A 21,554-nucleotide genomic window follows, 5' to 3' on the forward strand; every position below is an offset into this window, starting at 1 on the left:
GGTTAGACCGGCTGTTCGGGGCGGGTCCAGTCCCCGCGTTCAAGCCCGCGCCAAAAGCGCCACATCAGCAGCACCGCCGCCAGTGTCAGCCCGACACAAAGACCCAGCCAAAGCCCCGCGGGCCCCACGCCAAGCGGGAAGGCAAGCCCCCAGGCGACCGGCATGCCGACCGCCCAGTAGCTGAAGGCGGCAATGAACATCGGCACGCGGGTATCGTGGACGCCGCGCAGAAAGCCGATCGCAATGACCTGCAGGGCATCGGTCAGCTGAAACAGCGCCGCATACATCAGCAGGCTGGCCCCGATCCCCACGATCAGCGGCAGTTGCGGATCGGCGGGGTCCATGAACACCTGCACCAAAGGCCGGGCGAAGATCAGGTAGATGGCGATGAACAGCGCCGCGAACAGCAGGGACAAGCCGATCACGGTCACTGCGGCGTCGCGCATCCAGACCACATCGCCGCGCCCCTTGGCCTGCCCCACCCGGATCGTTGCGGCATTCGACAGGCCCAGATGCGCCATGAAGGTGATCGAGGTGATCTGCAGCGCGATCCCATGCGCGGCCAGTTGCGGTGTCCCGATCCAGCCCATCATCACGTTCGAGGCGACAAACAGCGCACCCTCGGCCAGAAGGGTGATGCCGATCGGCAAGCCGACCAGAAACACCGCCCGCATCGCAAGCCAGTCGGGTTTCCAGAAGCGGACGAACAATTCGTATTTCCGCGCGATGGGCAGCCAGTTGGCATAGATCGCCAGGGCCAGCGCCCCCGCGATCTGCACCGACAGGCTGGCGATGGCCGCACCGCGCACGCCCAGTTCGGGCGCGCCCAGATTGCCGAAGATAAAGGCATAGTTCAGCGCGATGTTCAGGGGCAGACCGGCCAGCGTGACCCACATCACGAACTGCGTCCGCTCCAGCGCGGCCAGATAGGAATTCAGGGTCAGGGCGACCAGATTGGCCATCAGCCCCCAGCCCGCGATGCGCAGGTAATCCTGGGCCAGCTGCGACACCACCTCGGTCTGGCCAAGGCCCAGCAGCACCGGGCGCGAGAACCACATCGACGGCATCACCGCCAGCCCGAACCCAAGCGACAGCCACAGGGCCATCCGGGTCAGGCGGCGGACCTCGGTCTCGTCGCCACGGGCAATGGCGGTCGCCATCAGGCCCATCACGGCAGTCCCGAACCCCATGCCCAGAAAGAACAGGATATGGACGAACGAGGTCGCGATCACCAGCGCGGCCAGCGGCTCGACCCCGTACCAGCCGATCATCACCGTATCGCTGACGCCGATCGCCATGCGTGCCAGATGGCTGCCGATCAACGGCAGACCCAGCGACAGCGTCGCCGCGACATGAGGGGCGTAACGTCCAAGCATGGCTTCGGCATATCCGGGCGCGCGCGACGCGGCAATCGGGGATTTGCAGCATCGGCAATTTGGCTTGTCCGCCCGGCAAGGTCCCGGCGCGGCTTGCCGGGTTCATTCCCATCTGCGATAGAGAAGCCGAACTTCGACCAGTCAGAGGCCGCCCATGAGCTTCCGCGCCCGTCACCTTCTGGGCATCGACCATCTTGCGCCTGACGAAATCGTCTCATTGCTGGATCTGGCCGAGGATTACGTCGCCCTGAACCGCCGCACGGTGAAACATTCCGATGTGCTGGCAGGGATGACCCAGATCAACATGTTCTTTGAAAACTCGACCCGCACGCAGTCCAGTTTCGAACTGGCTGGCCTGCGTCTGGGTGCCGATGTGATGAACATGTCGATGCAGACCAGCAGCGTGAAGAAGGGGGAAACCCTGATCGACACCGCCCTGACGCTGAACGCGATGCAGCCCGATCTGCTGGTCGTGCGCCATCCCCATTCGGGCGCGGTGAACCTGTTGGCCGAAAAGGTGAACTGCGCCGTGCTGAACGCCGGCGACGGGCGCCACGAACACCCCACGCAGGCACTGCTGGATGCACTGACCATCCGGCGCGCCAAGGGCCGTCTGCAGCGTCTGACCATCGCGATCTGCGGTGACATCGCCCATAGCCGCGTCGCCCGGTCGAACCTGATCCTGCTGGGCAAGATGGAAAACCGCATCCGGCTGATCGGGCCGGCCACGCTGATGCCCGCCGGGGTCGCGGATATGGGGGTCGAACTTTATGAGGACATGCACGAAGGGCTGAAGGGCGCCGATGTCGTCATGATGCTGCGCCTGCAAAAGGAACGTATGGATGGCGGCTTCATCCCGTCCGAACGGGAATATTACCACCGCTGGGGGTTGGATGCCGACAAGCTGGCGCTGGCATCCGACGATGCGATCGTGATGCATCCCGGACCGATGAACCGGGGCGTGGAAATCGACGGGACCATCGCCGACGACATCAATCGCAGCGTGATCCAGGACCAGGTCGAAATGGGCGTCGCCGTCCGCATGGCGGCACTGGACCTGCTGGCCCGCAACCTGCGTGCCGAACGGGGCCGCGCCGCGACGGGGGTGATGGTATGACCGCGACACTGTTCACCAATGCCCGCCTGATCGATCCCGAAACGCAAGATGACGCGGTCGGCAGCCTGCTGATCCGCGACGGCGTGATCGTCAGTCGCGCGACCGTGGATGAGGCCGCCCCCGAAGATGCCCGGATCGTCGATTGCGGCGGGCGCGCACTGGCCCCCGGTCTGGTCGATTGGGGCGTCAAGATCGGCGAACCCGGCGAGCGCCACAAGGAAAGCTTTCGCAGCGCCGGGCTGGCGGCGGCGGCGGGCGGCGTGACCACCATCGTCGCGCGGCCCGACACGATGCCGCCCATCGACACGCCCGAGGCGCTGGAATTCGTCACCCGCCGCGCCGCCGACGCGCCCGTCAACATCCGCCATATGGCCGCGCTGACCAAATCCCGCGAAGGCCGCGAGATGGTCGAGATCGGCTTTCTGAACGATCTGGGCGCGGTGGCCTTTACCGATGGCGTGCGTGTCACCGGGGATACCAAGCTGCTGGCCCGCTGCATGACCTATGCGCGCGGTCTGGATGCGCTGATCGTGGGCCATCCGCAGGAACCGGGCCTGTCCAGGGGCGCCGCGGCCACCAGCGGCAAGTTCGCCTCGCTTTACGGGATCCCCGCCGTGTCGCCCATGGCCGAGGTGATGGGCCTGGATCGCGACCTGTCGCTGGTCGCGATGACGCGCTGTCGCTGGCACGCCGATCAGATCACGACCGCGGGCGCCCTGCCCGCGCTGGCGCGTGCGCGGGATGCGGGGCTGGATGTGACGGCCGGAATCTCGATCCACCATCTGACGCTGAACGAATTCGACGTGGGCGATTACCGGACCTTCTTCCGCTTTACGCCGCCGCTGCGTTCGGAAGAGGATCGGGTGGCGATGGTGCAGGCGGTGGCCGAAGGGCAGATCGACGTGATCGCCAGTTTCCACACCCCGCAGGACGAGGAATCCAAACGCCTGCCCTTCGAAGCCGCCGCTCCCGGCGCGGTCGGGTTGCAGACGCTGCTGCCTGCGGCGCTGCGGCTGTATCACCAGGGTGGGCTTAGCCTGCCGCAGCTGTGGCGCGCGCTGTCGCTGAACCCGGCGCGACGTCTGGGCCTGAATGCAGGGCGGCTATCGCGGGGCGCACCCGCCGATCTGGTGCTGTTCGATCCCGACGCGCCCTTCGTGATGGACCGGTTCAAGCTGGCCTCGAAATCAAAGAACACGCCCTTTGACGGGGCCCGCATGCAGGGTCGCGTTCTGGGAAGCTGGGTCGCCGGCACCCGCGTCTTCGGAGAAACCGCATGACCCTGCTATTCGTCGCGCTGGCCGCAATTCTGGGCTATCTTCTGGGCTCGGTCCCGTTCGGCATCGTGATCACCCGCGCCCTGGGCCTGGGCGATCTGCGCCAGATCGGGTCGGGCAATATCGGCGCGACCAATGTGCTGCGCACCGGAAACAAGCCCGCCGCACTGGCGACGCTGCTGCTGGATTCCGGCAAGGGCGCGATCGCGGTCCTGCTGGCCCGCTATCTTGGCGGCGAGGTCGCGGCCATCGTCGCAGGCGGCGCCGCCTTTCTGGGCCATTGCTTTCCGGTCTGGCTGGGCTTCAAGGGCGGCAAGGGTGTCGCGACCTTTCTGGGCACCCTGATCGCGCTGCACTGGCCCCTGGGCCTGATCGCCTGTGCGACATGGCTGGTGACGGCGCTGCTGTCGCGCATCAGCAGCCTGTCGGCACTGGTCGCGGCGGCACTGTCACCATTGGTCGCGATGGTTCTGGGACGCGGCGATCTGATCCTGGTCTGCCTGTTCATGACAGCCCTGATCTTCATTCGTCACCGCGCCAATATCGCCCGCATCCTGCAGGGCAGCGAACCGAAGATCGGCAAGAAGGCCTAACGCTCGGCCACCAGCCGACGCCCGGCAGGACGGCTCGGGCGCTGCGGCGCGACCGGGCCGGTGACATCGGGCTGTTCTTCGGGGTCCTCGATCCGGGTCTGAACCTCTTGCAGGGGCGTTGCGCTGAAGGGGCGCTGCGCCCCGGTCGTGACGGCAGGTCCGGCATTGCCCTGTGCCGCAAGGCGGGTCAGGGCATCGACCCCGCGACGCGCCGAAATCGCAAGCGAGATCAGCCCCATGCAGGCCCCGGCCAGCAGGATCAGCGCCGCCGTTCCCAAAAGCCCCATGAAAATCGGCATCGGCGGCACGCCTTCGGACTGACGCACCAGCAAGGCCACCACAGCCACCAGCGCGACAAGCCCGGTCGCAAAGACCAGCCCGACCAGCCGCTGAACCCACACCATCAGATCCGCCCGCATCCTGCCCTCACAGTTCGTGTTTTCATCCCGGTGCCACCGGTCCCCGACAATTTCAAGCGACCCGGCACCCGCCGCCAGTCACCTTCTCGTGCAAAGCGCCAAGCGGACCGATGCGAAAGCGTCACGGAACCGTGACGTGACAGACGCAAAAAGGTTAACGCGCACCGTTAACACCCAAGCGATCAACAATCGCATAACTTGATGAGGAAGCCATGAAATTCCAGATGCTTGGGCTGGGCCTTGCGCTGGCAGTCGGCACCTTCGCCGCGCCCGCCTTCGCCGCCAGCTATAACACGCTGACCGGCGAAAAACCCCTTGTGGTCGCCCATCGCGGGGCCAGCGGCTATCTGCCCGAAGAAACGCTGGGATCATACGAACTGTCGATGCAGATGGGCGCGGATCTGATCGAACCGGATCTGCAACTGACCAGGGACGGCCATCTGGTCGCCATGCATGATTCCACGCTGACCCGCACGACCAATGTGGAAGATCTTTTCGCCACCCGGAACGGGAACTATTACGTCAAGGATTTCACCCTGGCCGAGATCAAGTCGCTGACGGTCCAGCCGACCGGCGCGCTGTCGCGCCCGGATTCGACCTATCCCGGCTTTACGCCCAGCATGGCCGATCCCTACAAGGTGCCGACCTTCGCCGAGGTGCTGGACCTGCTGTCGGCCTATAACGATGCCAATGGCACCCGGATCGGCATCTACCCGGAATCGAAGGCCCCGCATGACGCGACCAAGAACGCGCTGATCGTGCAGACGTTGAAAGACAAGGGCTTTTCAGATGCCGAGGATCGCGTGATCCTGCAGACCTTTTCCAAGGAAAGCGTCGCCGATCTGGCCGATCTGATCGCCGGTCACGACGTCAGCGCCGAGATCGCGCAGCTGGGCGCGGTGCGGGTTCAGGACGGGCTGTTCGGCGTGCGCGGCAGCGACGGGTTCAGCAGCCTGTCCCAGATCGCCGCGGTCGCGACGGGCGTGGGGGTCAGCGCCTCGGGGATCACGCGGGAATTCATCGCCGAGGCCCATGCCCTTGGCCTGAAGGTTCATGCCTACACCTTCCGCCCGCTGTCGCAGGAAGAGGCGATCGCCATGATCACGCCGTTCCTTGACTGGGGTCTGGACGGGTTCTTCACCGATTACACGGATTTCGGCCGCACCGCCGTGGACAGCTATGACTTGGCCCCGGTGCCGTTGCCTGCCGGGATGCCGTTGCTGTTGGCCGGTCTGGGTGGTTTCGCATGGCTGCGCCGCCGCAAGGCCGCTGCCTGATCACAACATCGCGGAAGGCACATTGGTGCCTTCCGCCATTCGCCGCGGGATCAATAGGAATATTCGCCGTAGATCTTCGACAGATCGCCCTGCCATTCACCGTGGTATTTCTCCAGCAGCTCATCGGCCGGGACCTTGCCGGTATCGACGCTTTCCTTCAGCGCGTTCAGGAAATGCGTCTCATCGGGGACCAGACCGCCCGCGCCCTCGCGGCCACGGTTGCGCAGGCCCTGTTCGGCAATCGCCAGAACCTCGCGCGCCAGATCGTGCAACCGGATGCCGTTCACCTCGCCCTGCAACGCATCGCGCCCCGCCGCGACGCGCAGGCCCTGACGGGTTTCGTGGTCCCAGCCCTTGACCAGATCCCATGCCGCGTCCAGCGCCTGCTGGTCATAGGTCAGCCCGACCCACAGCGCGGGCAGCGCGCAAAGACGCCGCCACGGGCCACCATCGGCGCCGCGCATCTCGATGAACTTCTTGACCCGCGCCTCGGGAAAGACGGTTGTCATGTGATCGGCCCAGTCCGACAGAGTCGGCACCTGACCGGGCAGCGCGGGCAATTCGCCCTTCAGGAAATCGCGGAAGGACTGGCCAAGCGCGTCGATATATTTGCCGTCGCGATAGACGAAATACATCGGCACATCGAGGACGTAATCCACCCATGCCTCGTAGCCGAACCCATCTTCGAACACGAAGGGCAGCATGCCGGTGCGGGCGTCATCCAGATTCTGCCAGATATGCGCGCGCCAGCTTTTCATGCCGTTGGGCTGATTGTCCAGAAAGGGCGAATTCGCGAACAGCGCCGTCGCCACCGGTTGCAGCGCAAGCGCAACGCGCAGCTTCTGCACCATGTCGGCCTCGTTGGCGAAATCCAGATTCACCTGCACGGTGCAGGTGCGATACATCATCTGCTTGCCAAGCGTTCCGACGCGATCCATGTAATCGGTCATCAGGCGATAGCGCCCCTTGGGCATCATCGGCATCTGATCCTGCGACCAGATCGGCGCCGCCCCCAGACCGATGAACCCCGCCCCGATCTGATCGGCCACGGCCTTCACCTCGGCCAGGTGGCTGTTCACCTCATCGCAGGTCTGGTGGATGGTTTCCAACGGCGCGCCGGACAGTTCCAGCTGCCCGCCGGGTTCCAGGCTGACATTCGCGCCGTCGCGTTCCAGCCCGATGATCTTGCCCTGTTCCAGCACCGGGGCCCAGCCAAAGCGTTCCTGCAATCCGGTCAGCATCGCCTGAATCGAACAGTCGCCCTCATAGGGAAGGGGCAGGTTCTTGTCCTTGCAATAGCCGAACTTCTCATGCTCGGTCCCGATGCGCCACGCATCGCGCGGCTTTTCACCGGCGGCAATATAGGCCGCCAGCTGATCGCGGCTTTCGATCGGGCCCCCGCCCTGTTGAGGTATCGACATGGTTCAGAGGCCTTTTTCGCGTTATCGGTCGGTCACAGGTGGCAATCGCCAGACGCCAAGTCAACCCGCGTCAGCCATTCCTCAGCCAAACGGTGCGCATCGCGTCATCCTGCGTCGCGACATGGGCAAGCGCCGCCGAGACCGCGCCCATGTCCAGCCCCGGCAACGCGGTAAAGGCATGGGCCAGCGCATCGGCCCCCGCGGCATCGACAGGGATCAACAGCGCCTCGCCGGACCGGCTGCGCAGACGCCAGTGACCGCGCCCGCGCAGGCGCAGCAACCTGATCTCGATCAGATCGCGCAGGGCGATCTCGCCGCCCAGAACCTCGGCCCCGTAATATCTGACCGCGCCTTCGATGATTTCGACCATGCCGGGCGCGGAAATCGCGCGGCGGAACGGCAGGCGCCGCCACGCCCCGATGGCCAGCGCGACCCCGACCAGGAGGATCAATGCCCCAAGCGTCAGAAAGAAATAGCCGCCCAGAAACAACAGCCACAGCCCCGCCGCCGCAACGGCCAGCGCCACAAGGGCTTCGGACCAGCGGCCAAGCGTTGCGCGCAGTTCGGGCCGGATCATGACCACCCCCTGCCCGCGCGGGCCGCCATGCTGACCCGGACGCGCGGTATCACCAGCGATCCAGCGCCTGTTCGTCGCTGTCCTTGGCGGCGACCCATTGCGCCGTGCCGTCCTGCCCGATCTCGCGTTTCCAGAACGGGGCGCGGGATTTCAGCCAGTCCATCATGAAATCGGCGGCATCAAAGGCCGCGCGGCGATGCCGTGCGGCAGCCGCGACCATCATGATCTGCGCCCCGACCGGCAGCCGGCCAAAGCGGTGAATGATGCGCCAGTCGATCAGATCGAACCGCTGCGCCGCCTGCCGACCAAAGCGGTCAAGCGCCTGTTCGGTCATGCCGGGATAATGTTCCAGTTCCAGCGCGGCCATGCAGCCACTGTCGTCACGGACGATGCCGGTAAAGGTCACGACCGCGCCCGCACCCGCACCGAAACCCTGCAATTCCTGCGCAAGATCGAAGGGCTGTTCCTGAACGCGCGCGCCCATGACTAGCCACCCGTCATCGGCGGGAAAAACGCGACCTCGCGCGCATCGGTCAGCGCGGCATCCAGATCGACCAGTTCCTGATCGACGGCACAGCGCACGGCGGTCAGATCGGCAAAGGCGGCCGCGTGCCAATCGTCGCGGGCCGCAAGCTCGGCCACCAGATCGCGCACGGTCGCGGCGCTGGTTTCGACGCGCTCACGCGGGACGCCGATCCGTTCGCGCAGCCAGGCGAAATACAGCACATCAATCATCATCGCGCGGCTCTTTCAGATAGGGCAAGGCCTTGATGAAATAGTCCCAGCCGGTCCAGGCCGTCAGCGCCGCCGCGACCCAGATCAGCAACAGCCCAAGCTGGCTGGCCAGATCGGACCAGGTATCGGACCATGGCAGCCGCGTTTCACCGACCAGGGGCGCCTTGCCGTGTTCGACATAGGCCAGCCCGGTGCCCAGAAAAAGCACCGCGATCGCGACCATCTGGAAGGTCGTCTTCCACTTGGCGACCTTGGTCACCTTCAACAGCTTGGCATTCGGACCCAGAAATTCGCGTAGGCCCGACACAAAGACCTCGCGGAACAGGATCACCGTCGCGGGCAGGATCAGCCAGGGGTTCATGCCGGAATAGCCGGTGATCACGACGATCGCGATAACCACCATCGCCTTGTCCGCGATCGGGTCCATCGCCGCGCCAAATCGGCTTTCCTGCTGCCAGGCGCGGGCCAGATAGCCATCGAACCAATCGGTGATCGCCGCGACCAGAAACAGCGCAAGCGCCGCCCAGTCGGCCCAGGGGCGCTGAAAATAAAGAAACATCAGCGGCACGCCCGGCGCGGCCAGCAGACGAAGAAGGGTCAGGATATTGGGCAGGTTCCAGCGCATGCCGGCAAGCTAGTCCCAGATGCGCCCGTTGGAAAGGGGCCGGATGTCGCGCCTGCCCGATCACGGGTCGTGACGGGCCAGAATCCGGCGCAGGCGATGACCCGCGCCGGGGCTGGATACCGGTGGCGGACCTAGGGCGCCTCGGGGAACAACAGGAATTCACGTTCGCCGATGGTCAGCCGCGTGGCCTTGATCCGGTTTTCGCCGAAATGGTGGATGCGGCGGCCATGGACCTGCACCGGGTCCCCTGGCAGGGCCTGTGCCTGTGTCAGGCCGACCTGATCGTTGCGGGCGTGGTTTGCCAGCTCGATCGTCCAGTTGGTGCCATCGGGGGCACGCACCTGCAGCGTCGGATCGCTGCCGGCGATGTTGTTGTCAGTCACGACGGCCTCGAACCGGATCAGTTCGGCGTCGAAATCCGACCAGGCGTCGCGGGCAATCATGTCGTCATAGGCAAAGACGCGTCGTTGAGCCCCGGCAAGGCCGGGGTGGAAGGGAAAGGGCATTCTCGCCTCCTTCTGCGATGCGGTGAGCAGGTCGCAACCATAGCGCGATTCGTCCGGCAGATGGGGGTAAATACCTACCCCAGCCGCGCCCCGGCGAATTTCGGCACCCAGATCGCAGACCGCGCATCGCCGTATGCCTGTGCCGTGCCGGACAGGATATGTATCCCGGCCAATGCGCAGATGATGGCATCCAGTTGATCTTCCGTCGCTTTCAGCGTGGCCAGCCGCGCATCGGGCGGTGGCAGCGGCAAGGCGGCATCGCTGCCGGGCAGTGCCGCCTGCAGGTGATCCAGCACATCGCGCCAGACGCGCATCAGCGCCACGCGCCGCTGCGCCGGTGCAAGACCGCGCCAATAGGCGCCGATCCGCCCGACCTTGTAGGGCAGCCGACGCGATGCGCCTGTCAGCTCGATCAGGGCGGGATGGGGATAGACCTCGGCAAGCCTGCCATCGGGACAGGCCTCCGTACACAGCCCATAGCCAAGATCGGCAAAGCCCCGCCGCAGATCGTCCGCGATCGGGCCCGGTCGACTGGCCGAGGGCGAATGCGTGCCCGCGCCGCGGCCGCCATAGGCGCGGCTGACGGCGTTGTCCGAAACCCTGCGCCCGACGATGGGGTCCAGCGACAGGGGCATGTCCACCGCGACCAGGTCGGGCGCCCGACCGCAATGGTGCAGGCAGGCGGCGATCAGATCATCCGCCGCACCGCCGCCACCGGTGAAATCCGAATAGCTGGGCCACAACCCGGCCAGCCGCCAGCCAGCGCCGTCCTGAACGGCCAGGGCAACGCCGCTGGGATGATGCGCCGTCCAGGCCGCATCGATGCCCAGAACGGCGTGGCGCGGGCTATCCCTTGGCGTGGAAATGGTCATAGACCTTCTGGGCCAGCGCAGCCGAGATGCCTTCGACCGCCTGCAGATCGGCCAGCCCGGCGCGGCTGACGGCCTTGGCACTGCCGAAATGGGCCAGCAAGGCGCGTTTGCGCGCGGCACCGACGCCGGCGATTTCGTCCAGCGGATTCGCCATCACCGATTTCGCCCGCTTGGCGCGATGGGTGCCGATCGCCCAACGATGCGCCTCGTCGCGCAGGCGCTGGACGAAATACAGCACCGGATCGTTCATCCGCAACGCGAAGGGCGCGCGCCCCATGCGGTGAAATTCTTCCTTGCCGTGATCGCGGTCCACGCCCTTGGCGACACCGACCATGGGAATATCCTCGACCCCCAGTTCCGCCATGATCTGATCCACCGCCGAAACCTGTCCCGCGCCGCCATCGATCAGCAGCAGGTCGGGCCATGCCTCGGTCTGACGATCCGGGTCCTCTTTCAGCAGTCGGGTAAAGCGGCGGGTCAGCACCTCTTTCATCATCCCGAAATCGTCGCCCGGCGTGATCTCGGTGCCCTTGATGTTGAACTTGCGGTACTGGTTCTTGATCCAGCCTTCAGGCCCCGCGACAATCATCCCGCCAACCGCGTTCGTGCCCATGATATGACTGTTGTCATACACCTCGATCCGGCGCGGCGGGGCGGGCAGGTCAAAGGCATCGGCCAGCCCCTCCAGCAGCCTGGCCTGCGCGGCGCTTTCGGACATGCGGCGGGCAAGGCTTTCGCGGGCATTGCGCAGAGCATTGGTGACCAGTTCGAATTTCTCGCCGCGCTGGGGCACCGACACATCGACCTTGCGGCCCGCCCGTTCGGCCAGCACGGCTTCGGTCAGTTCCGGATCCTCGACCCCATGCGACAGAAGCACCGCGCGGGGCGGCGGCTTGTCGTCATAGAATTGCAGCAGGAACGCCTGCATCACCTCGTCGGCGCTTTCGGCACCGCCCAGACGCGGATAGAAATCGCGATTGCCCCAGCTTTGATTGCCGCGAATGAAGAAAACCTGCACGCAGGCCTGACCGCTTTCCATGTGCAGCGCGATCACATCGGCCTCGGCCACGCCCTTGGGGTTGATCGCCTGAACCGACTGCACCGCGGTCAGCGCCTTGATCCGGTCGCGCAGCGCCGCGGCACGTTCATATTCCATCGCTTCGGCAGCCTCGGCCATTTCCTGCGCCAGATTGGCCTGAATCGCGGTAGTCTTGCCTTGCAGAAACCGTTCCGCATCGGCCACCAGCGCCGCGTAATCGGCCTGACTGATGCGACCGACACAGGGCGCGCTGCACCGCTTGATCTGATAAAGCAGACAGGGGCGCGTGCGCGATTCAAAGGTGGAATCGGTGCAGTTGCGCAGCAGGAACACCCGCTGCAACTGCGTCAGCGTGCGGTTCACCGCGCCCGCGCTGGCGAAGGGGCCGTAGTAATCGCCCTTTTCCGATTTCGCGCCGCGATGCTTCTTGATCTGCGGATAGTCATGGCTTTTGGCGACAAGGATGTTCGGAAAGGACTTGTCGTCACGCAGCAGCACATTGTAGCGCGGCTTCAGCTGCTTGATCAGGTTCTGTTCCAGCAACAGCGCCTCGGTCTCGGTCCGGGTGGTCAGGAACATCATCGACCGGGTTTCGCGGATCATCCGCGCGATCCGCGCCGAATGCCCCGAAGGCCGCGCATAGTTCGACACCCGCGCCTTCAGATCGCGCGCCTTGCCCACATACAGAACCGCGCCCTGCGCATCCAGCATCCGGTAGACGCCGGGGCTTTTGTCCAGCGTGCGGACATAGTCCTGAATCAGATCGTGGCCGGTTTTTTCAGTCATGCATCAAGGGAACCGATTCTTTGCGTTGGCTGCAAGTTTCAGACGTCGTTTTCAAGAGACAAGCTTTCCACCGAATCTGTGGATAAATCTGTGGAGGGGATGTGAGGCCGATGCGAGTCACGCAGCAATCGTTACAGATTCTTGACATTGCCTAAGATTCAGGCAGGTCTGGATGGCTTTGTTTTAAAACGATTTTTTTATTCACCGGCGCAAGCACATGATTTTCCGTGCAGAATCCGCACCCGGCAAAACCCCGCCGATGTCCAGTGGACAGAGCCGATTTTTCCCCGCTATTCGCGCCCCTGCACATCCGGTGTCCGCCATCCCAGATGCTGCCCGCCATCCACGCAGATCAGCTGACCGGTGACCGCCTTGGCATCCAGAAAATAGCCAAGCGCCGCGGCGATATCACCGGGATCGGCGCCGCGTTCCAACACAGTCGCCGCGCGTTGCGCCTTGAAATGGCTTTCAGATTGCTTCGCGCCTTGTAGGGTCGGCCCCGGCCCGATGGCGTTCACCCGGATGCGCGGCGCAAGTGCCTGTGCCGTGGTCCGCGTCATCGCCCACAGCCCCGCCTTGGCCAGCGAATAGGTCATGAATTCAGGTGTGGGTTTCAGGACACGCTGATCGACCATATTCACGATCAGACCCTTTGCCACAGGTTCGCCCGCGTCATCCGAATCGGGCGCCGGCACCTGTGCGGCAAAGGCCTGTGTCAGCTGAAAGGGCGCACGCAGATTGGACCCGATATGCCGGTCCCAGCTTTCCATCGTGGCGCTGGCGATATTGTCGTATTCAAAGATCGAGGCGTTGTTTATCAGCACCCGCAATTCGCCCATCGCCCCGGCGACGCGCGGCACCAGCGCCTCGGTCGCGGCGGGGTCCAGCAGATCGGCCTGAAACACCTGTGCCTGTACCCCCTTGGCGCGGGCGTCCCGGGCAGTCGCTTGCGCCTCGTCTTCCGAACTGTCGTAATGGATGGCGATGTCATGGCCGCGATCGGCCAGATACAACGCCATGGCACGGCCCAGCCGCCGCGCCCCCCCGGTAATCAGTGCAACGGTCATAGCAACACCCACGCATAAGCGGCATAGGCGGCCAGCAGCGCCCCGCCCGCCCGACGGCCGATCCTGATCCCACGAAACAGGAACGGCACCAGCAGCAGCGAGCTGCCCAGCATCACCCAAAGGTCAAGCTGCAGCATCTGCGCAGGCACCGGCAGCGGCGCGACAATCGCGGTGACGCCCAGAATGGCCAGCAGGTTGAAAATATTCGAACCGACCACATTCCCCAGCGCCATATCTGCCCGCCCGCGCATCGCCGATGCGACCGAGGCCGCCATTTCCGGCAGCGAGGTTCCGATCGCAACCAGCGTCAGGCCGATGACGGCCTCGCTGATGCCCATGACCCGCGCGATGTCCGCGGCGCCCTTGACCAGAAGCTGTGCCCCCAGCGGCAAGGCCACCAGGCCGATCACCAGCCATGTCGCGATCTTCCAGCCCTTGGCACCCAGGGCCGCACCCTCGATCTCATCGGCATCGACCGAAGTGGCCGTCGAAATCTGACGCCACAGCACGGCGGCCAGCGCGACAAGGCAGACCACCCCGGCAATGCGCCCGATCTGCCCGGTCAGCGCCAGCGCGATCACCAGAACCGAGGCCGCCAGCATCATCACGCAGCTTTCGCGCAGGTCGTGCCCCTTGGTCGGAATGCCCGACACCAGTGCCGTCGCCCCAAGGATCACCAGCACATTCGCGATGTTCGAGCCGACGACATTTCCCAGCGAAATATCGGTCGACCCGCCAAGTGCCGCCGACAACGACACCAGCATTTCGGGCGCGGAGGTGCCGAAGGCTACCACCGTCAGACCCACGATCAGGGGAGACACGCCCAGCCGCAGGGACAGGTTCACCGCCCCCTTGACCAATGTGTCGCCACCCAGAACCAGCAGCACCAGCCCGGCAAGGACCAGCAGAATATCAACGATCACGGCGCGACAGCCCCAGCAGTTTCAACAGGAATTTTCGAAATCCGGGGCCGCTGAACAAGGCCAGCGCCACCATGATCAGTAGAAACAATATGACGACGCGAACGCTCATCCGGCACCAAACCTTGCAAATGCCGCGCGTTCGTCGGCGGCGTCCAGAACCGCATCCGCCGACAGGCCCAGCCTGCGAAACAGCGACCGGCGCGGGCTGTGAACCATGAAGCGGGTCTTGTCGCCGAAGATCTCTTTCATCTTCGGCACCAGATGGCCGATCCCGTCGGCAAGCCCCAGTTCCACGGCTTCGCGCCCGGCCCAGAATTCACCGGTGAACAGGTCGCGCCCCTTGGGCAGCCTGTCGCCCCGGCGCGCGGTCACATGATCCTTGAAAGCGCCGTGGATGGGTTCCAGCACATTGTGCAGACGGGCCACATCCTCAGGCTTTTCGGGACGGAACGGGTCCAGCGTCGATTTCGACTGTCCGGCCGTATGCACCCGACGCTCGATCCCCCAGCGGCCGATCAGATCGTGAAAGCCGAACCCGGCCGAAATCACCCCGATCGAGCCAAGGGCCGAACTGTCATCGGCCCAGATCTCGTCCGCCGCGCAGGCCAGCCAATACCCGCCCGAGGCGGCGACATCCTCGACAAAGGCATAGACCGGGATGTCGGTCTCTTGCGCCAGCCGCCGGATCCGGGCCGCGATCAGCGAGGATTGCACCGGCGATCCGCCGGGCGAATTGATCGTCAGCGCCACCGCACTGGGTTTTCCGCGCTTGAAGGCACGTTCGATCAGGGGGGCAAGCGCGGCATCGTTCAGGCCGCCGCCGCGTCCCGACATGCCGATGGCCCCTTGCAGGCGAATGACCGACACGCGCGGCCCGCGATTCAGAAAACGGGTCAAAAAGGGTATACGCATGGGGGCAGACATAGGCGCTGCCTCGCGCCGCCACAAGCGGCAGCCCGCGTCTAGGACGTGATGTCGCGGATCGTGTCGCCCGGCATGAAGGTCGGCACCATCTGGATCACGCGATCCTCGGGCGCGACCTCCTTGCCGGCGACAAGGCGCGCGGCCCGACGCCCGATATCGACGCGGCGCGCATCGGTGGTGGTCAGCCGGATCGGCAGCCCGTCCAGCAGATCGACCCCGTTGAACCCGGCAAGCCCGATCTGACCGGGAATGTCATAGCCCTTGTCCAGGCAATGCAGAAGCCCGCCCGCCCCGATCATGTCGTTCGAGAAATACAGGAAATCCAGATCCGGCGCGCGGCCAAGGATACGCTCGGTCAGTTCGCGGCCCTTCAACAGCGATGATCCGCCCTGATAATATTCCCGCGCCTCAAGCTGGATCCCGGCGGCGTTCAGCCCTTCCTCGAAGCCCACCAGACGTTTGCGCGCCCGGTGATCCTCGGGCATATGCGTGCCGACAAAGCCGATGCGGCGATAGCCCGCCGCAATGATCCTTTCGGCCATCTCGCGACCCGCGCGGATATGGGAAATACCCACCAGCGTATCGATCGCCTCGCCATCGGTATCCATGATCTCGACCACCGGGATCCCGGAATTCGCCAGCATCGCCCGCGAGGCCTTGCTGTGTTCCAACCCCGCCAGGATCACCCCAGAAGGCCGCCAGGACAGCATGTCATAAAGGACCATCTCTTCGCGGGCGGGCGAATAATGCGTGACACCGATCACCGGCTGCAGCCCGGTATCGTCCAGTTCGGCGGAAATCCCGCCCAGGACGTCCGGAAACACAAGGTTTGACAGCGACGGGATCACCACAGCCACCAGATTGACCCGCTGGCTGGCCAGACCGCCCGCGATCTTGTTGGGCACATAGCCAAGCGTCTTGGCCGCGGTCAGCACCTTTTCCCGCGTCGCGGCCGAGACATCGCCCCGGTTGCGCAGCACACGGCTGACGGTCATCTCGGACACGCCCGACGCCTCGGACACATCGCGCAAGGTCAAGGGGCGGCGGGGGCGTTGGATTGTCATCTGGTGCCGGAAATAGAAAATGTGACAATCAGATGTTAGCGGACAGCAGAGGCGGCCACAACCTTGCCAAAGCTTGCAACAACGGTCAAAACGGCGACCAAGGCCCCGTGGCTCAACTGGATAGAGCAGCCCCCTCCTAAGGGGCAGGTTGCAGGTTCGAATCCTGCCGGGGTCACCAAGACTACCTGAATGTTCCCCTGAAGGGACAATTCAGCGACACACAGATCCTGGGGAATCCCCGATCAAGCGGACGATCCGGGAGTTCCTGAAGGAAGGCGGCCGAAGAGCTTCAGGAGCGATCTGAATGATATTGCGAGCAACGCGCGACCTATCACCGGCAACGATACGCGCCGCTTTCTGAATCAGTACCGGAGCTTGCTTGAGACGCGGACCGAGCCAATCAGGCGCGGGGCCAGGGTCATCCCGATCGCGCCAGATGCCAATTCAGTGTTCGTACAAGTGAGGGGTCGATGATCGAGCCGTGATCCTCTTCGGGCATCAGGTCGTAATCCAGGTGCAGCCCCCCGATCCCTGACAGGGCCGTCGTCAGGGCCGTGTCGATCATTACCGGTCCCACGCGACCGCCCTGGGCCATCGCGCGGGCGCGCAGCAGCATCAGGCCGCGTGGCGGGCTGAGGATCTGGCCGGCGCCGCGGACGCCCCCGGCAAAGGCGCGGGCCTCAGACACGACCTCTCCGGCATTCCACCAGGTCGAGGGGTCGGCTGCGACATAGCGGGCGAACAGGGTCGGGTCGTTGAACAAGGCATGAAAGACGAACAGGCCACCAAGCGAATGACCGTAGAGCGTGGCCTGTGCGGCATTGACCGGCGCCTCTTGCAGCAAGCGCGGGAACAGGTTCTGCCGCAGCATCGCCAGAAAGATGCCACGACCGCCGGTCTGGCGGTCATCGGGGGCACGCCATGTGCCGGGCGGTGGGTTCAGCAGAACCTTGGCCGGTGAGGTCAGATCCAGCCAGCGCCGCCCGCCCGCGGGATAGGTGATGCCCGCCAGCGCAACCGGGGAATCCGGTGCCAGCTTGTCGCGCAGATCGCGCAACATCGGCTGCATCCTGGCCCCGTCCAGCGCGACGATCAGCGAATAGCCCTGTGGCGGCGGCGCAGCCCTTGGCAGGGACAGCAGCACGCGCCAATCGCTGTGGCCATCGCTGACGATGAAATCACGATCCCGTCCGGGTGTGCGCCCCAGAACGCGCGGGGCGCACAGGCCCAGTCCAGCGGCCAGGAACAGGCGCCGAGACAATGCGGACATCGAACCTCCTTTCACCCAGCCATTCTGGCACCGCGCCGGTCGCGCGTCACGCCCCTAGACCGGGATCGCGGTGGTGCGGAACACGGTCCGCAGGGCAAAGCTGGAATGCATCTGCGCCACGCCGGGCAGGCGCGACAGATGCTGACGATGGATTCGCGCGAAATCGTCGGTATCCTCGACCACCACCTTCAGCAGGTAATCCGCCGTTCCGGCCATCAGATGACATTCCAGAACCTCGGGGATGGCGCGGACCGACCGCTCGAACGCATCCAGAACCTCATCGGCCTGACCCGACAGCGTGATCTCGACGAAAACCGTGGTCGGGCGGCCCAGCTTGCGCGCATCCACCAGCGCGGCATAGCCGGTGATCAGGCCCAGTTCCTCTAGCCGCTGAACCCGCCTGTGACAGGCGCTGGCCGACAGATGGACCCGCAGCGCCAGATCGGCGTTGGTGATTCGACCCTCGGCCTGCATCACCGACAGAATCCGGCGATCTATTGCGTCCATGTCAGCCATGTTCGAACTATCTTCATCCAGAATGCATTGATGCGATGGATTATCCTAACAGGGCGGGACGCGCCGCACCAGAAGGGCAGCACATTCACCCTGCGGGATGCGACAGTAGGATCACAGACTGCCGAAGGCAGCAGACATCAATGGGAGGATTGGCATGAAGATCGGATGCCCCAGGGAAATCAAGCCGCAGGAATTTCGCGTGGGCCTGACGCCCGCCGCCGCCGCCGAGGCGATCCTGCGCGGACACAGTGTTCTGGTGGAAACGCAGGCCGGAATGGGCGCGGGCTTTCCCGACGAGGATTATCAGGCCGCAGGCGCCGAAATCGCGCCCGACGCCAAGACAGTCTTTGACCGGGCGGACATGATCGTGAAGGTCAAGGAACCTCAGGCGCCCGAACGCAAGATGCTGCGCGAGGGGCAGTTGCTGTTCACCTATCTGCATCTGGCCCCCGACCCCGACCAGACCCGCGACCTGTTGGACTCGGGCGTGACCTCGATCGCCTACGAGACGGTGACCGATGCGCGGGGCGGCCTACCGCTGCTGGCTCCGATGTCCGAGGTTGCAGGCCGATTGGCGCCGCAGGTCGGATCATGGGCGCTGCAAAAGGCCAATGGCGGGCGCGGCACGCTGATGGGCGGCGTTCCGGGCGTGCGCCCTGCGAATGTCGTGATCATCGGCGGCGGGGTTGTCGGTGCGGCGGCGGCGCGTGTCGCGGTCGGCATGGGGGCGAATGTGACGGTCATGGACCGTTCGGTCCCGCGGCTTAGCTATCTGGACGATGTGTTCATGGGCAAGCTGACCACCCAATATGCCAGCGCCGCCGCGACCGAGGATCTGATCCAGACCGCCGACATGGTCATCGGCGCGGTCCTGATCCCCGGCGCGGCCGCGCCCAAGCTGATCACCCGCGACCAGCTCTCGATGATGCCGCAGGGCGCGGTGCTGGTGGATGTGGCGATCGATCAGGGCGGATGTTTCGAAACATCGAAGGCGACGACCCATCAGGATCCGATCTACGAGGTTGACGGCATCGTCCATTACTGCGTGGCGAACATGCCCGGCGCAGTGGCCCGGACCTCGACGCAGGCGCTTGGGAACGCGACCATGCCCTTCATGCTGTCCTTGGCCGACAAGGGCTGGCGTCAGGCCATCAGCGACGACGCGCATCTGCGTGCCGGGCTGTCGACGCATCAGGGCCGACTGACATCGCCCCCCGTGGGCGAGGCCCTGGGCATCGACGCCATCACCCCCGACCAGTTGCTGTCGCAATAAGAAAAGGGCGGCGCGCCCGAATTGGTGCGCCGCCCCGAATTTCTTGCCGGGTCTGGCTTAGCTGCGCGCCGCCAGAAGGTCGCGGATCTGCGCCAGAAGTTCTTCCTGCGTGGGGGCTGCGATTTCCTCTTCCGGGCCTTCTTCCTTGCGCTCGGACATTTCCTTCACGCGGTTCACCGATTTCACCAGCATGAACACGACCCATGCGATGATCAGGAAGTTGATGACCGCCATCAGGAAGCTGCCATAGGCAAAGATCGCCGCGCCCGATTCACGCGCGGCCTCCAGGCTGGCACCTGCGGGAACCTCGCCCGAAAGCACGAAATACTTGTTCGAGAAATCGATCCCGCCGGTCAGCAGACCGATGATGGGGTTGATCAGATCGCCCACAAGCGATGTCACGATCGCGGTAAAGGCCGCGCCGATGATGATACCGACAGCCATGTCCATGACATTGCCGCGGGCAATAAATTCCTTAAATTCGTTAATCATTCTACACCGTCCAAGTTGTCGCAATGAAATTTGCGGTTCAAGGGTATTGCGAATTGGTCCGTGAACCAAGTTCATCATGCGCAAAGGTACAACTTTTCGTGACGTAAAGCAGTCAAAATAAAAGCCGGGGCGCCATGACGACGCCCCGGCCCCGAAACGGCCAAGATCACAGATCGCTTACTGCGCTTCGGCCAGCTTTGCCTCGATGACCTCTTTCATGTCATCCCAGGGCTGGTTCATGACCTTTTCGCCGCCGATGATGAAGGTCGGGGTCGCCTCGATCTCATCTGCGGTGGCATTGGACTGGAACGTGGCGATCAGGCTTTCGGCGGTGGCCTTGTCGTCCCAGCACGCAGTCATCTGGTCTTCCGACATACCCGCCTTCAGGCCGATCTTGCGCAGGTTCGCGGCGATTTCATCACCCGAACCGCCCGACAGCCATTTCTTCTGTTCGTCGAACAACATGTCCGAAACGGCGTAATACTTGTCGTCGCCGCCACAACGCGCAAGGATCCCGGCCCAAAGCCCGACCGCATCGAAATAGACGTCGCGCTGAACGAACTTCACCTTGCCGGTGTCGATATATTCCTCTTTCAGCTTCGGAAAGTTTTCCTCGTGGAAATTGGCGCAATGGCCGCAGGTGAAGCTGGCATATTCCACGATCGTCACCGGCGCATCCTCGGCGCCCAGGGTGATGTCGGGCAGGGTCTGCGCCTCGGCGGTATCGGTCGCGGCGCCATTTTCAGCGGCATCCTGAGCCAGCGCCGGGCCGGCCAGAACAAGGGCAAGCGCAGTCGCGACAGAGCGGATCAGCATGGGTTATCCTTTCGGTGTTTTCCGTGTCTTCAGGTTCAGCGCCAGCCGGGCCATCGCCTCGGCCAGAACCGGATCGTCGAATTTCTGCGCCACTTCGCGCGCGCGGGCCTGATCCTGCGGATCGGGGGCGGCAGGTTTGCGCGGGGCATGGGTGAATTGCGCCTGCCCTTCGGCAAAGCCGGTGGCCGCGGTCTGGGTCAGCACGATCTTCTGGATGGCGTTATAGCCATAGCAGGCATTCACCCGTTCGCGCAGCTGCGGCAGCTGCATTTCCACCATCGGCGCCGTCGGCCCGCTGGTCAGCAACGTCAGCGTCGCACCAAGGCCCGCGCGACTGTGGCTGACCCGCACCGGGCGCGTCATCCGCGCCAGTTCGACACCCGCGATTTCAGGCCAATGCGTCAGCAGCCGCGCGACCGCAAAGCCCCGCCCTTCGGCCGCCTTCTGGACCCGATGCGACAACAGGCTGGACGCCGCTTCAAAGCCGCGTTTGCGGCGTTTGGCGAAGGCAGGGGCTGTGTCGGGTCTCTGGGCCATTGCTGCTTGTTCGGTTATCACTGCACTCATGCATAATCAGCAAGTCGCGCGG

Annotated in this window: 24 protein-coding genes and 1 tRNA gene; 6 read left to right on the top strand and 19 right to left on the bottom strand. The window is 64.5% G+C overall.

Features of this window, described 5'->3' with window-relative positions; translation table 11 throughout:
* Positions 1–2 precede the first annotated feature (2 nt).
* Entirely contained in the window at positions 3–1,376 is a 1,374-nt protein-coding gene (locus tag BMX67_RS02980; RefSeq protein WP_090732408.1) for an MATE family efflux transporter, read from the bottom strand.
* 154 nt (positions 1,377–1,530) lie between these two features.
* Here BMX67_RS02980 and BMX67_RS02985 point away from each other — a divergent pair, with 154 nt between their 5' ends.
* The 3 genes from BMX67_RS02985 to plsY are packed head-to-tail and all read left to right on the top strand — an operon-like array spanning position 1,531 to position 4,363.
* Positions 1,531–2,493, top strand: a complete 963-nt coding sequence (locus BMX67_RS02985) for an aspartate carbamoyltransferase catalytic subunit (protein WP_090732410.1) — start codon at positions 1,531–1,533, stop codon at positions 2,491–2,493.
* Positions 2,490–3,773 (top strand): dihydroorotase, encoded by a 1,284-nt coding sequence (gene pyrC / locus BMX67_RS02990; protein ID WP_090732411.1) that lies wholly within the window; start codon positions 2,490–2,492, stop codon positions 3,771–3,773. The genes BMX67_RS02985 and pyrC overlap by 4 nt, the downstream gene beginning before the upstream one ends.
* Entirely contained in the window at positions 3,770–4,363 is a 594-nt protein-coding gene (gene plsY, locus BMX67_RS02995) for a glycerol-3-phosphate 1-O-acyltransferase PlsY (RefSeq protein ID WP_090732413.1), read from the top strand. The genes pyrC and plsY overlap by 4 nt, the downstream gene beginning before the upstream one ends.
* Here the strand turns inward: plsY and BMX67_RS03000 are convergent.
* Entirely contained in the window at positions 4,360–4,782 is a 423-nt protein-coding gene (locus BMX67_RS03000; RefSeq protein ID WP_090732414.1) for a hypothetical protein, read from the bottom strand. The two genes, plsY and BMX67_RS03000, sit on opposite strands and share 4 nt — an antisense overlap.
* 212 nt (positions 4,783–4,994) lie before the next feature.
* Here BMX67_RS03000 and BMX67_RS19845 point away from each other — a divergent pair, with 212 nt between their 5' ends.
* A complete protein-coding gene (locus BMX67_RS19845) occupies positions 4,995–6,059 on the top strand; it encodes a glycerophosphodiester phosphodiesterase family protein (protein ID WP_090732415.1) in 1,065 nt (354 codons plus the stop codon).
* A 50-nt stretch (positions 6,060–6,109) separates the two neighbouring features.
* On the opposite strand, the gene BMX67_RS03010 is transcribed toward BMX67_RS19845, so the two are convergent.
* From BMX67_RS03010 to BMX67_RS03065, 12 genes are all read right to left on the bottom strand, one after another.
* The gene (locus tag BMX67_RS03010) at positions 6,110–7,480 is read right to left on the bottom strand and encodes a glutamate--cysteine ligase (protein ID WP_090732417.1); all 1,371 of its coding nucleotides are present in this window, start codon (positions 7,478–7,480) and stop codon (positions 6,110–6,112) included.
* Between the two features lie 70 nt (positions 7,481–7,550).
* Positions 7,551–8,057: a hypothetical protein gene (locus BMX67_RS03015; protein ID WP_090732418.1), complete on the bottom strand. Its 507-nt coding sequence runs from the start codon at positions 8,055–8,057 to the stop codon at positions 7,551–7,553.
* Between the two features lie 49 nt (positions 8,058–8,106).
* Entirely contained in the window at positions 8,107–8,541 is a 435-nt protein-coding gene (locus tag BMX67_RS03020) for a molybdenum cofactor biosynthesis protein MoaE (protein WP_090732420.1), read from the bottom strand.
* 2 nt (positions 8,542–8,543) lie between these two features.
* Positions 8,544–8,789 (bottom strand): molybdopterin converting factor subunit 1, encoded by a 246-nt coding sequence (gene moaD, locus BMX67_RS03025; RefSeq protein ID WP_175479806.1) that lies wholly within the window; start codon positions 8,787–8,789, stop codon positions 8,544–8,546.
* Positions 8,785–9,417, bottom strand: a complete 633-nt coding sequence (pgsA, locus tag BMX67_RS03030) for a CDP-diacylglycerol--glycerol-3-phosphate 3-phosphatidyltransferase (protein ID WP_090732423.1) — start codon at positions 9,415–9,417, stop codon at positions 8,785–8,787. Before pgsA ends, moaD begins: the two co-directional genes overlap by 5 nt.
* A gap of 131 nt (positions 9,418–9,548) precedes the next feature.
* Positions 9,549–9,923 (bottom strand): hypothetical protein, encoded by a 375-nt coding sequence (locus tag BMX67_RS03035; RefSeq protein ID WP_090732425.1) that lies wholly within the window; start codon positions 9,921–9,923, stop codon positions 9,549–9,551.
* 74 nt (positions 9,924–9,997) lie between these two features.
* Positions 9,998–10,795 carry a DUF429 domain-containing protein gene (locus BMX67_RS03040; protein WP_090732426.1) on the bottom strand — a complete coding sequence of 266 codons (798 nt, stop codon included), beginning with the start codon at positions 10,793–10,795 and terminating at the stop codon, positions 9,998–10,000.
* Positions 10,770–12,620: an excinuclease ABC subunit UvrC gene (gene uvrC, locus BMX67_RS03045; RefSeq protein WP_090732428.1), complete on the bottom strand. Its 1,851-nt coding sequence runs from the start codon at positions 12,618–12,620 to the stop codon at positions 10,770–10,772. Before uvrC ends, BMX67_RS03040 begins: the two co-directional genes overlap by 26 nt.
* A gap of 290 nt (positions 12,621–12,910) precedes the next feature.
* Entirely contained in the window at positions 12,911–13,687 is a 777-nt protein-coding gene (locus tag BMX67_RS03050) for an SDR family oxidoreductase (protein ID WP_090732429.1), read from the bottom strand.
* Complete coding sequence (locus BMX67_RS03055) at positions 13,684–14,610, bottom strand: calcium/sodium antiporter (RefSeq protein ID WP_090732431.1); 927 nt, start codon at positions 14,608–14,610, stop codon at positions 13,684–13,686. Before BMX67_RS03055 ends, BMX67_RS03050 begins: the two co-directional genes overlap by 4 nt.
* Before the next feature lie 105 nt (positions 14,611–14,715).
* Positions 14,716–15,522 (bottom strand): S49 family peptidase, encoded by an 807-nt coding sequence (locus tag BMX67_RS03060; protein ID WP_090732856.1) that lies wholly within the window; start codon positions 15,520–15,522, stop codon positions 14,716–14,718.
* A gap of 50 nt (positions 15,523–15,572) precedes the next feature.
* A complete protein-coding gene (locus BMX67_RS03065) occupies positions 15,573–16,598 on the bottom strand; it encodes a LacI family DNA-binding transcriptional regulator (protein ID WP_090732432.1) in 1,026 nt (341 codons plus the stop codon).
* Positions 16,599–16,699: 101 nt separating this feature from the next.
* Between BMX67_RS03065 and BMX67_RS03070 the strand changes: the two genes are divergently transcribed.
* Positions 16,700–16,776: transfer RNA gene (locus BMX67_RS03070), tRNA-Arg, on the top strand.
* Positions 16,777–17,016: 240 nt separating this feature from the next.
* On the opposite strand, the gene BMX67_RS03075 is transcribed toward BMX67_RS03070, so the two are convergent.
* Together BMX67_RS03075 and BMX67_RS03080 are read right to left on the bottom strand one after the other, a co-directional pair.
* On the bottom strand, positions 17,017–17,868 hold the full coding sequence (locus tag BMX67_RS03075) for an alpha/beta hydrolase (protein WP_090732433.1): 852 nt from the start codon (positions 17,866–17,868) through the stop codon (positions 17,017–17,019).
* A 54-nt stretch (positions 17,869–17,922) separates the two neighbouring features.
* On the bottom strand, positions 17,923–18,384 hold the full coding sequence (locus BMX67_RS03080) for an Lrp/AsnC family transcriptional regulator (RefSeq protein WP_090732435.1): 462 nt from the start codon (positions 18,382–18,384) through the stop codon (positions 17,923–17,925).
* 154 nt (positions 18,385–18,538) lie between these two features.
* Here BMX67_RS03080 and ald point away from each other — a divergent pair, with 154 nt between their 5' ends.
* Entirely contained in the window at positions 18,539–19,657 is a 1,119-nt protein-coding gene (ald, locus tag BMX67_RS03085) for an alanine dehydrogenase (RefSeq protein ID WP_090732436.1), read from the top strand.
* A gap of 57 nt (positions 19,658–19,714) precedes the next feature.
* On the opposite strand, the gene mscL is transcribed toward ald, so the two are convergent.
* The 3 genes from mscL to BMX67_RS03100 all read right to left on the bottom strand — a co-directional run bounded on the left by mscL (position 19,715) and on the right by BMX67_RS03100 (position 21,502).
* On the bottom strand, positions 19,715–20,149 hold the full coding sequence (mscL, locus tag BMX67_RS03090) for a large conductance mechanosensitive channel protein MscL (protein ID WP_090732438.1): 435 nt from the start codon (positions 20,147–20,149) through the stop codon (positions 19,715–19,717).
* A 177-nt stretch (positions 20,150–20,326) separates the two neighbouring features.
* The gene (locus BMX67_RS03095) at positions 20,327–20,965 is read right to left on the bottom strand and encodes a DsbA family protein (protein ID WP_090732439.1); all 639 of its coding nucleotides are present in this window, start codon (positions 20,963–20,965) and stop codon (positions 20,327–20,329) included.
* Positions 20,966–20,968: 3 nt separating this feature from the next.
* Entirely contained in the window at positions 20,969–21,502 is a 534-nt protein-coding gene (locus BMX67_RS03100; RefSeq protein WP_090732440.1) for a DUF721 domain-containing protein, read from the bottom strand.
* Positions 21,503–21,554 lie beyond the last annotated feature (52 nt).

Origin of the sequence: Paracoccus homiensis, assembly GCF_900111675.1 — a bacterium.
GTDB lineage: Bacteria > Pseudomonadota > Alphaproteobacteria > Rhodobacterales > Rhodobacteraceae > Paracoccus > Paracoccus homiensis.

Coding starts and splice junctions, on each gene's coding strand:
- BMX67_RS02980 (WP_090732408.1), bottom strand. CDS start 1,376: ATGCTTGGACGTTACGCCCCTCATGTCGCGGCGACGCTGTCGCTGGGT.
- BMX67_RS02985 (WP_090732410.1), top strand. CDS start 1,531: ATGAGCTTCCGCGCCCGTCACCTTCTGGGCATCGACCATCTTGCGCCT.
- pyrC (WP_090732411.1), top strand. CDS start 2,490: ATGACCGCGACACTGTTCACCAATGCCCGCCTGATCGATCCCGAAACG.
- plsY (WP_090732413.1), top strand. CDS start 3,770: ATGACCCTGCTATTCGTCGCGCTGGCCGCAATTCTGGGCTATCTTCTG.
- BMX67_RS03000 (WP_090732414.1), bottom strand. CDS start 4,782: ATGCGGGCGGATCTGATGGTGTGGGTTCAGCGGCTGGTCGGGCTGGTC.
- BMX67_RS19845 (WP_090732415.1), top strand. CDS start 4,995: ATGAAATTCCAGATGCTTGGGCTGGGCCTTGCGCTGGCAGTCGGCACC.
- BMX67_RS03010 (WP_090732417.1), bottom strand. CDS start 7,480: ATGTCGATACCTCAACAGGGCGGGGGCCCGATCGAAAGCCGCGATCAG.
- BMX67_RS03015 (WP_090732418.1), bottom strand. CDS start 8,057: ATGATCCGGCCCGAACTGCGCGCAACGCTTGGCCGCTGGTCCGAAGCC.
- BMX67_RS03020 (WP_090732420.1), bottom strand. CDS start 8,541: ATGGGCGCGCGCGTTCAGGAACAGCCCTTCGATCTTGCGCAGGAATTG.
- pgsA (WP_090732423.1), bottom strand. CDS start 9,417: ATGCGCTGGAACCTGCCCAATATCCTGACCCTTCTTCGTCTGCTGGCC.
- BMX67_RS03035 (WP_090732425.1), bottom strand. CDS start 9,923: ATGCCCTTTCCCTTCCACCCCGGCCTTGCCGGGGCTCAACGACGCGTC.
- BMX67_RS03040 (WP_090732426.1), bottom strand. CDS start 10,795: ATGACCATTTCCACGCCAAGGGATAGCCCGCGCCACGCCGTTCTGGGC.
- uvrC (WP_090732428.1), bottom strand. CDS start 12,620: ATGACTGAAAAAACCGGCCACGATCTGATTCAGGACTATGTCCGCACG.
- BMX67_RS03050 (WP_090732429.1), bottom strand. CDS start 13,687: ATGACCGTTGCACTGATTACCGGGGGGGCGCGGCGGCTGGGCCGTGCC.
- BMX67_RS03060 (WP_090732856.1), bottom strand. CDS start 15,522: ATGCGTATACCCTTTTTGACCCGTTTTCTGAATCGCGGGCCGCGCGTG.
- BMX67_RS03065 (WP_090732432.1), bottom strand. CDS start 16,598: ATGACAATCCAACGCCCCCGCCGCCCCTTGACCTTGCGCGATGTGTCC.
- BMX67_RS03075 (WP_090732433.1), bottom strand. CDS start 17,868: ATGTCCGCATTGTCTCGGCGCCTGTTCCTGGCCGCTGGACTGGGCCTG.
- BMX67_RS03080 (WP_090732435.1), bottom strand. CDS start 18,384: ATGGCTGACATGGACGCAATAGATCGCCGGATTCTGTCGGTGATGCAG.
- ald (WP_090732436.1), top strand. CDS start 18,539: ATGAAGATCGGATGCCCCAGGGAAATCAAGCCGCAGGAATTTCGCGTG.
- mscL (WP_090732438.1), bottom strand. CDS start 20,149: ATGATTAACGAATTTAAGGAATTTATTGCCCGCGGCAATGTCATGGAC.
- BMX67_RS03095 (WP_090732439.1), bottom strand. CDS start 20,965: ATGCTGATCCGCTCTGTCGCGACTGCGCTTGCCCTTGTTCTGGCCGGC.
- BMX67_RS03100 (WP_090732440.1), bottom strand. CDS start 21,502: ATGGCCCAGAGACCCGACACAGCCCCTGCCTTCGCCAAACGCCGCAAA.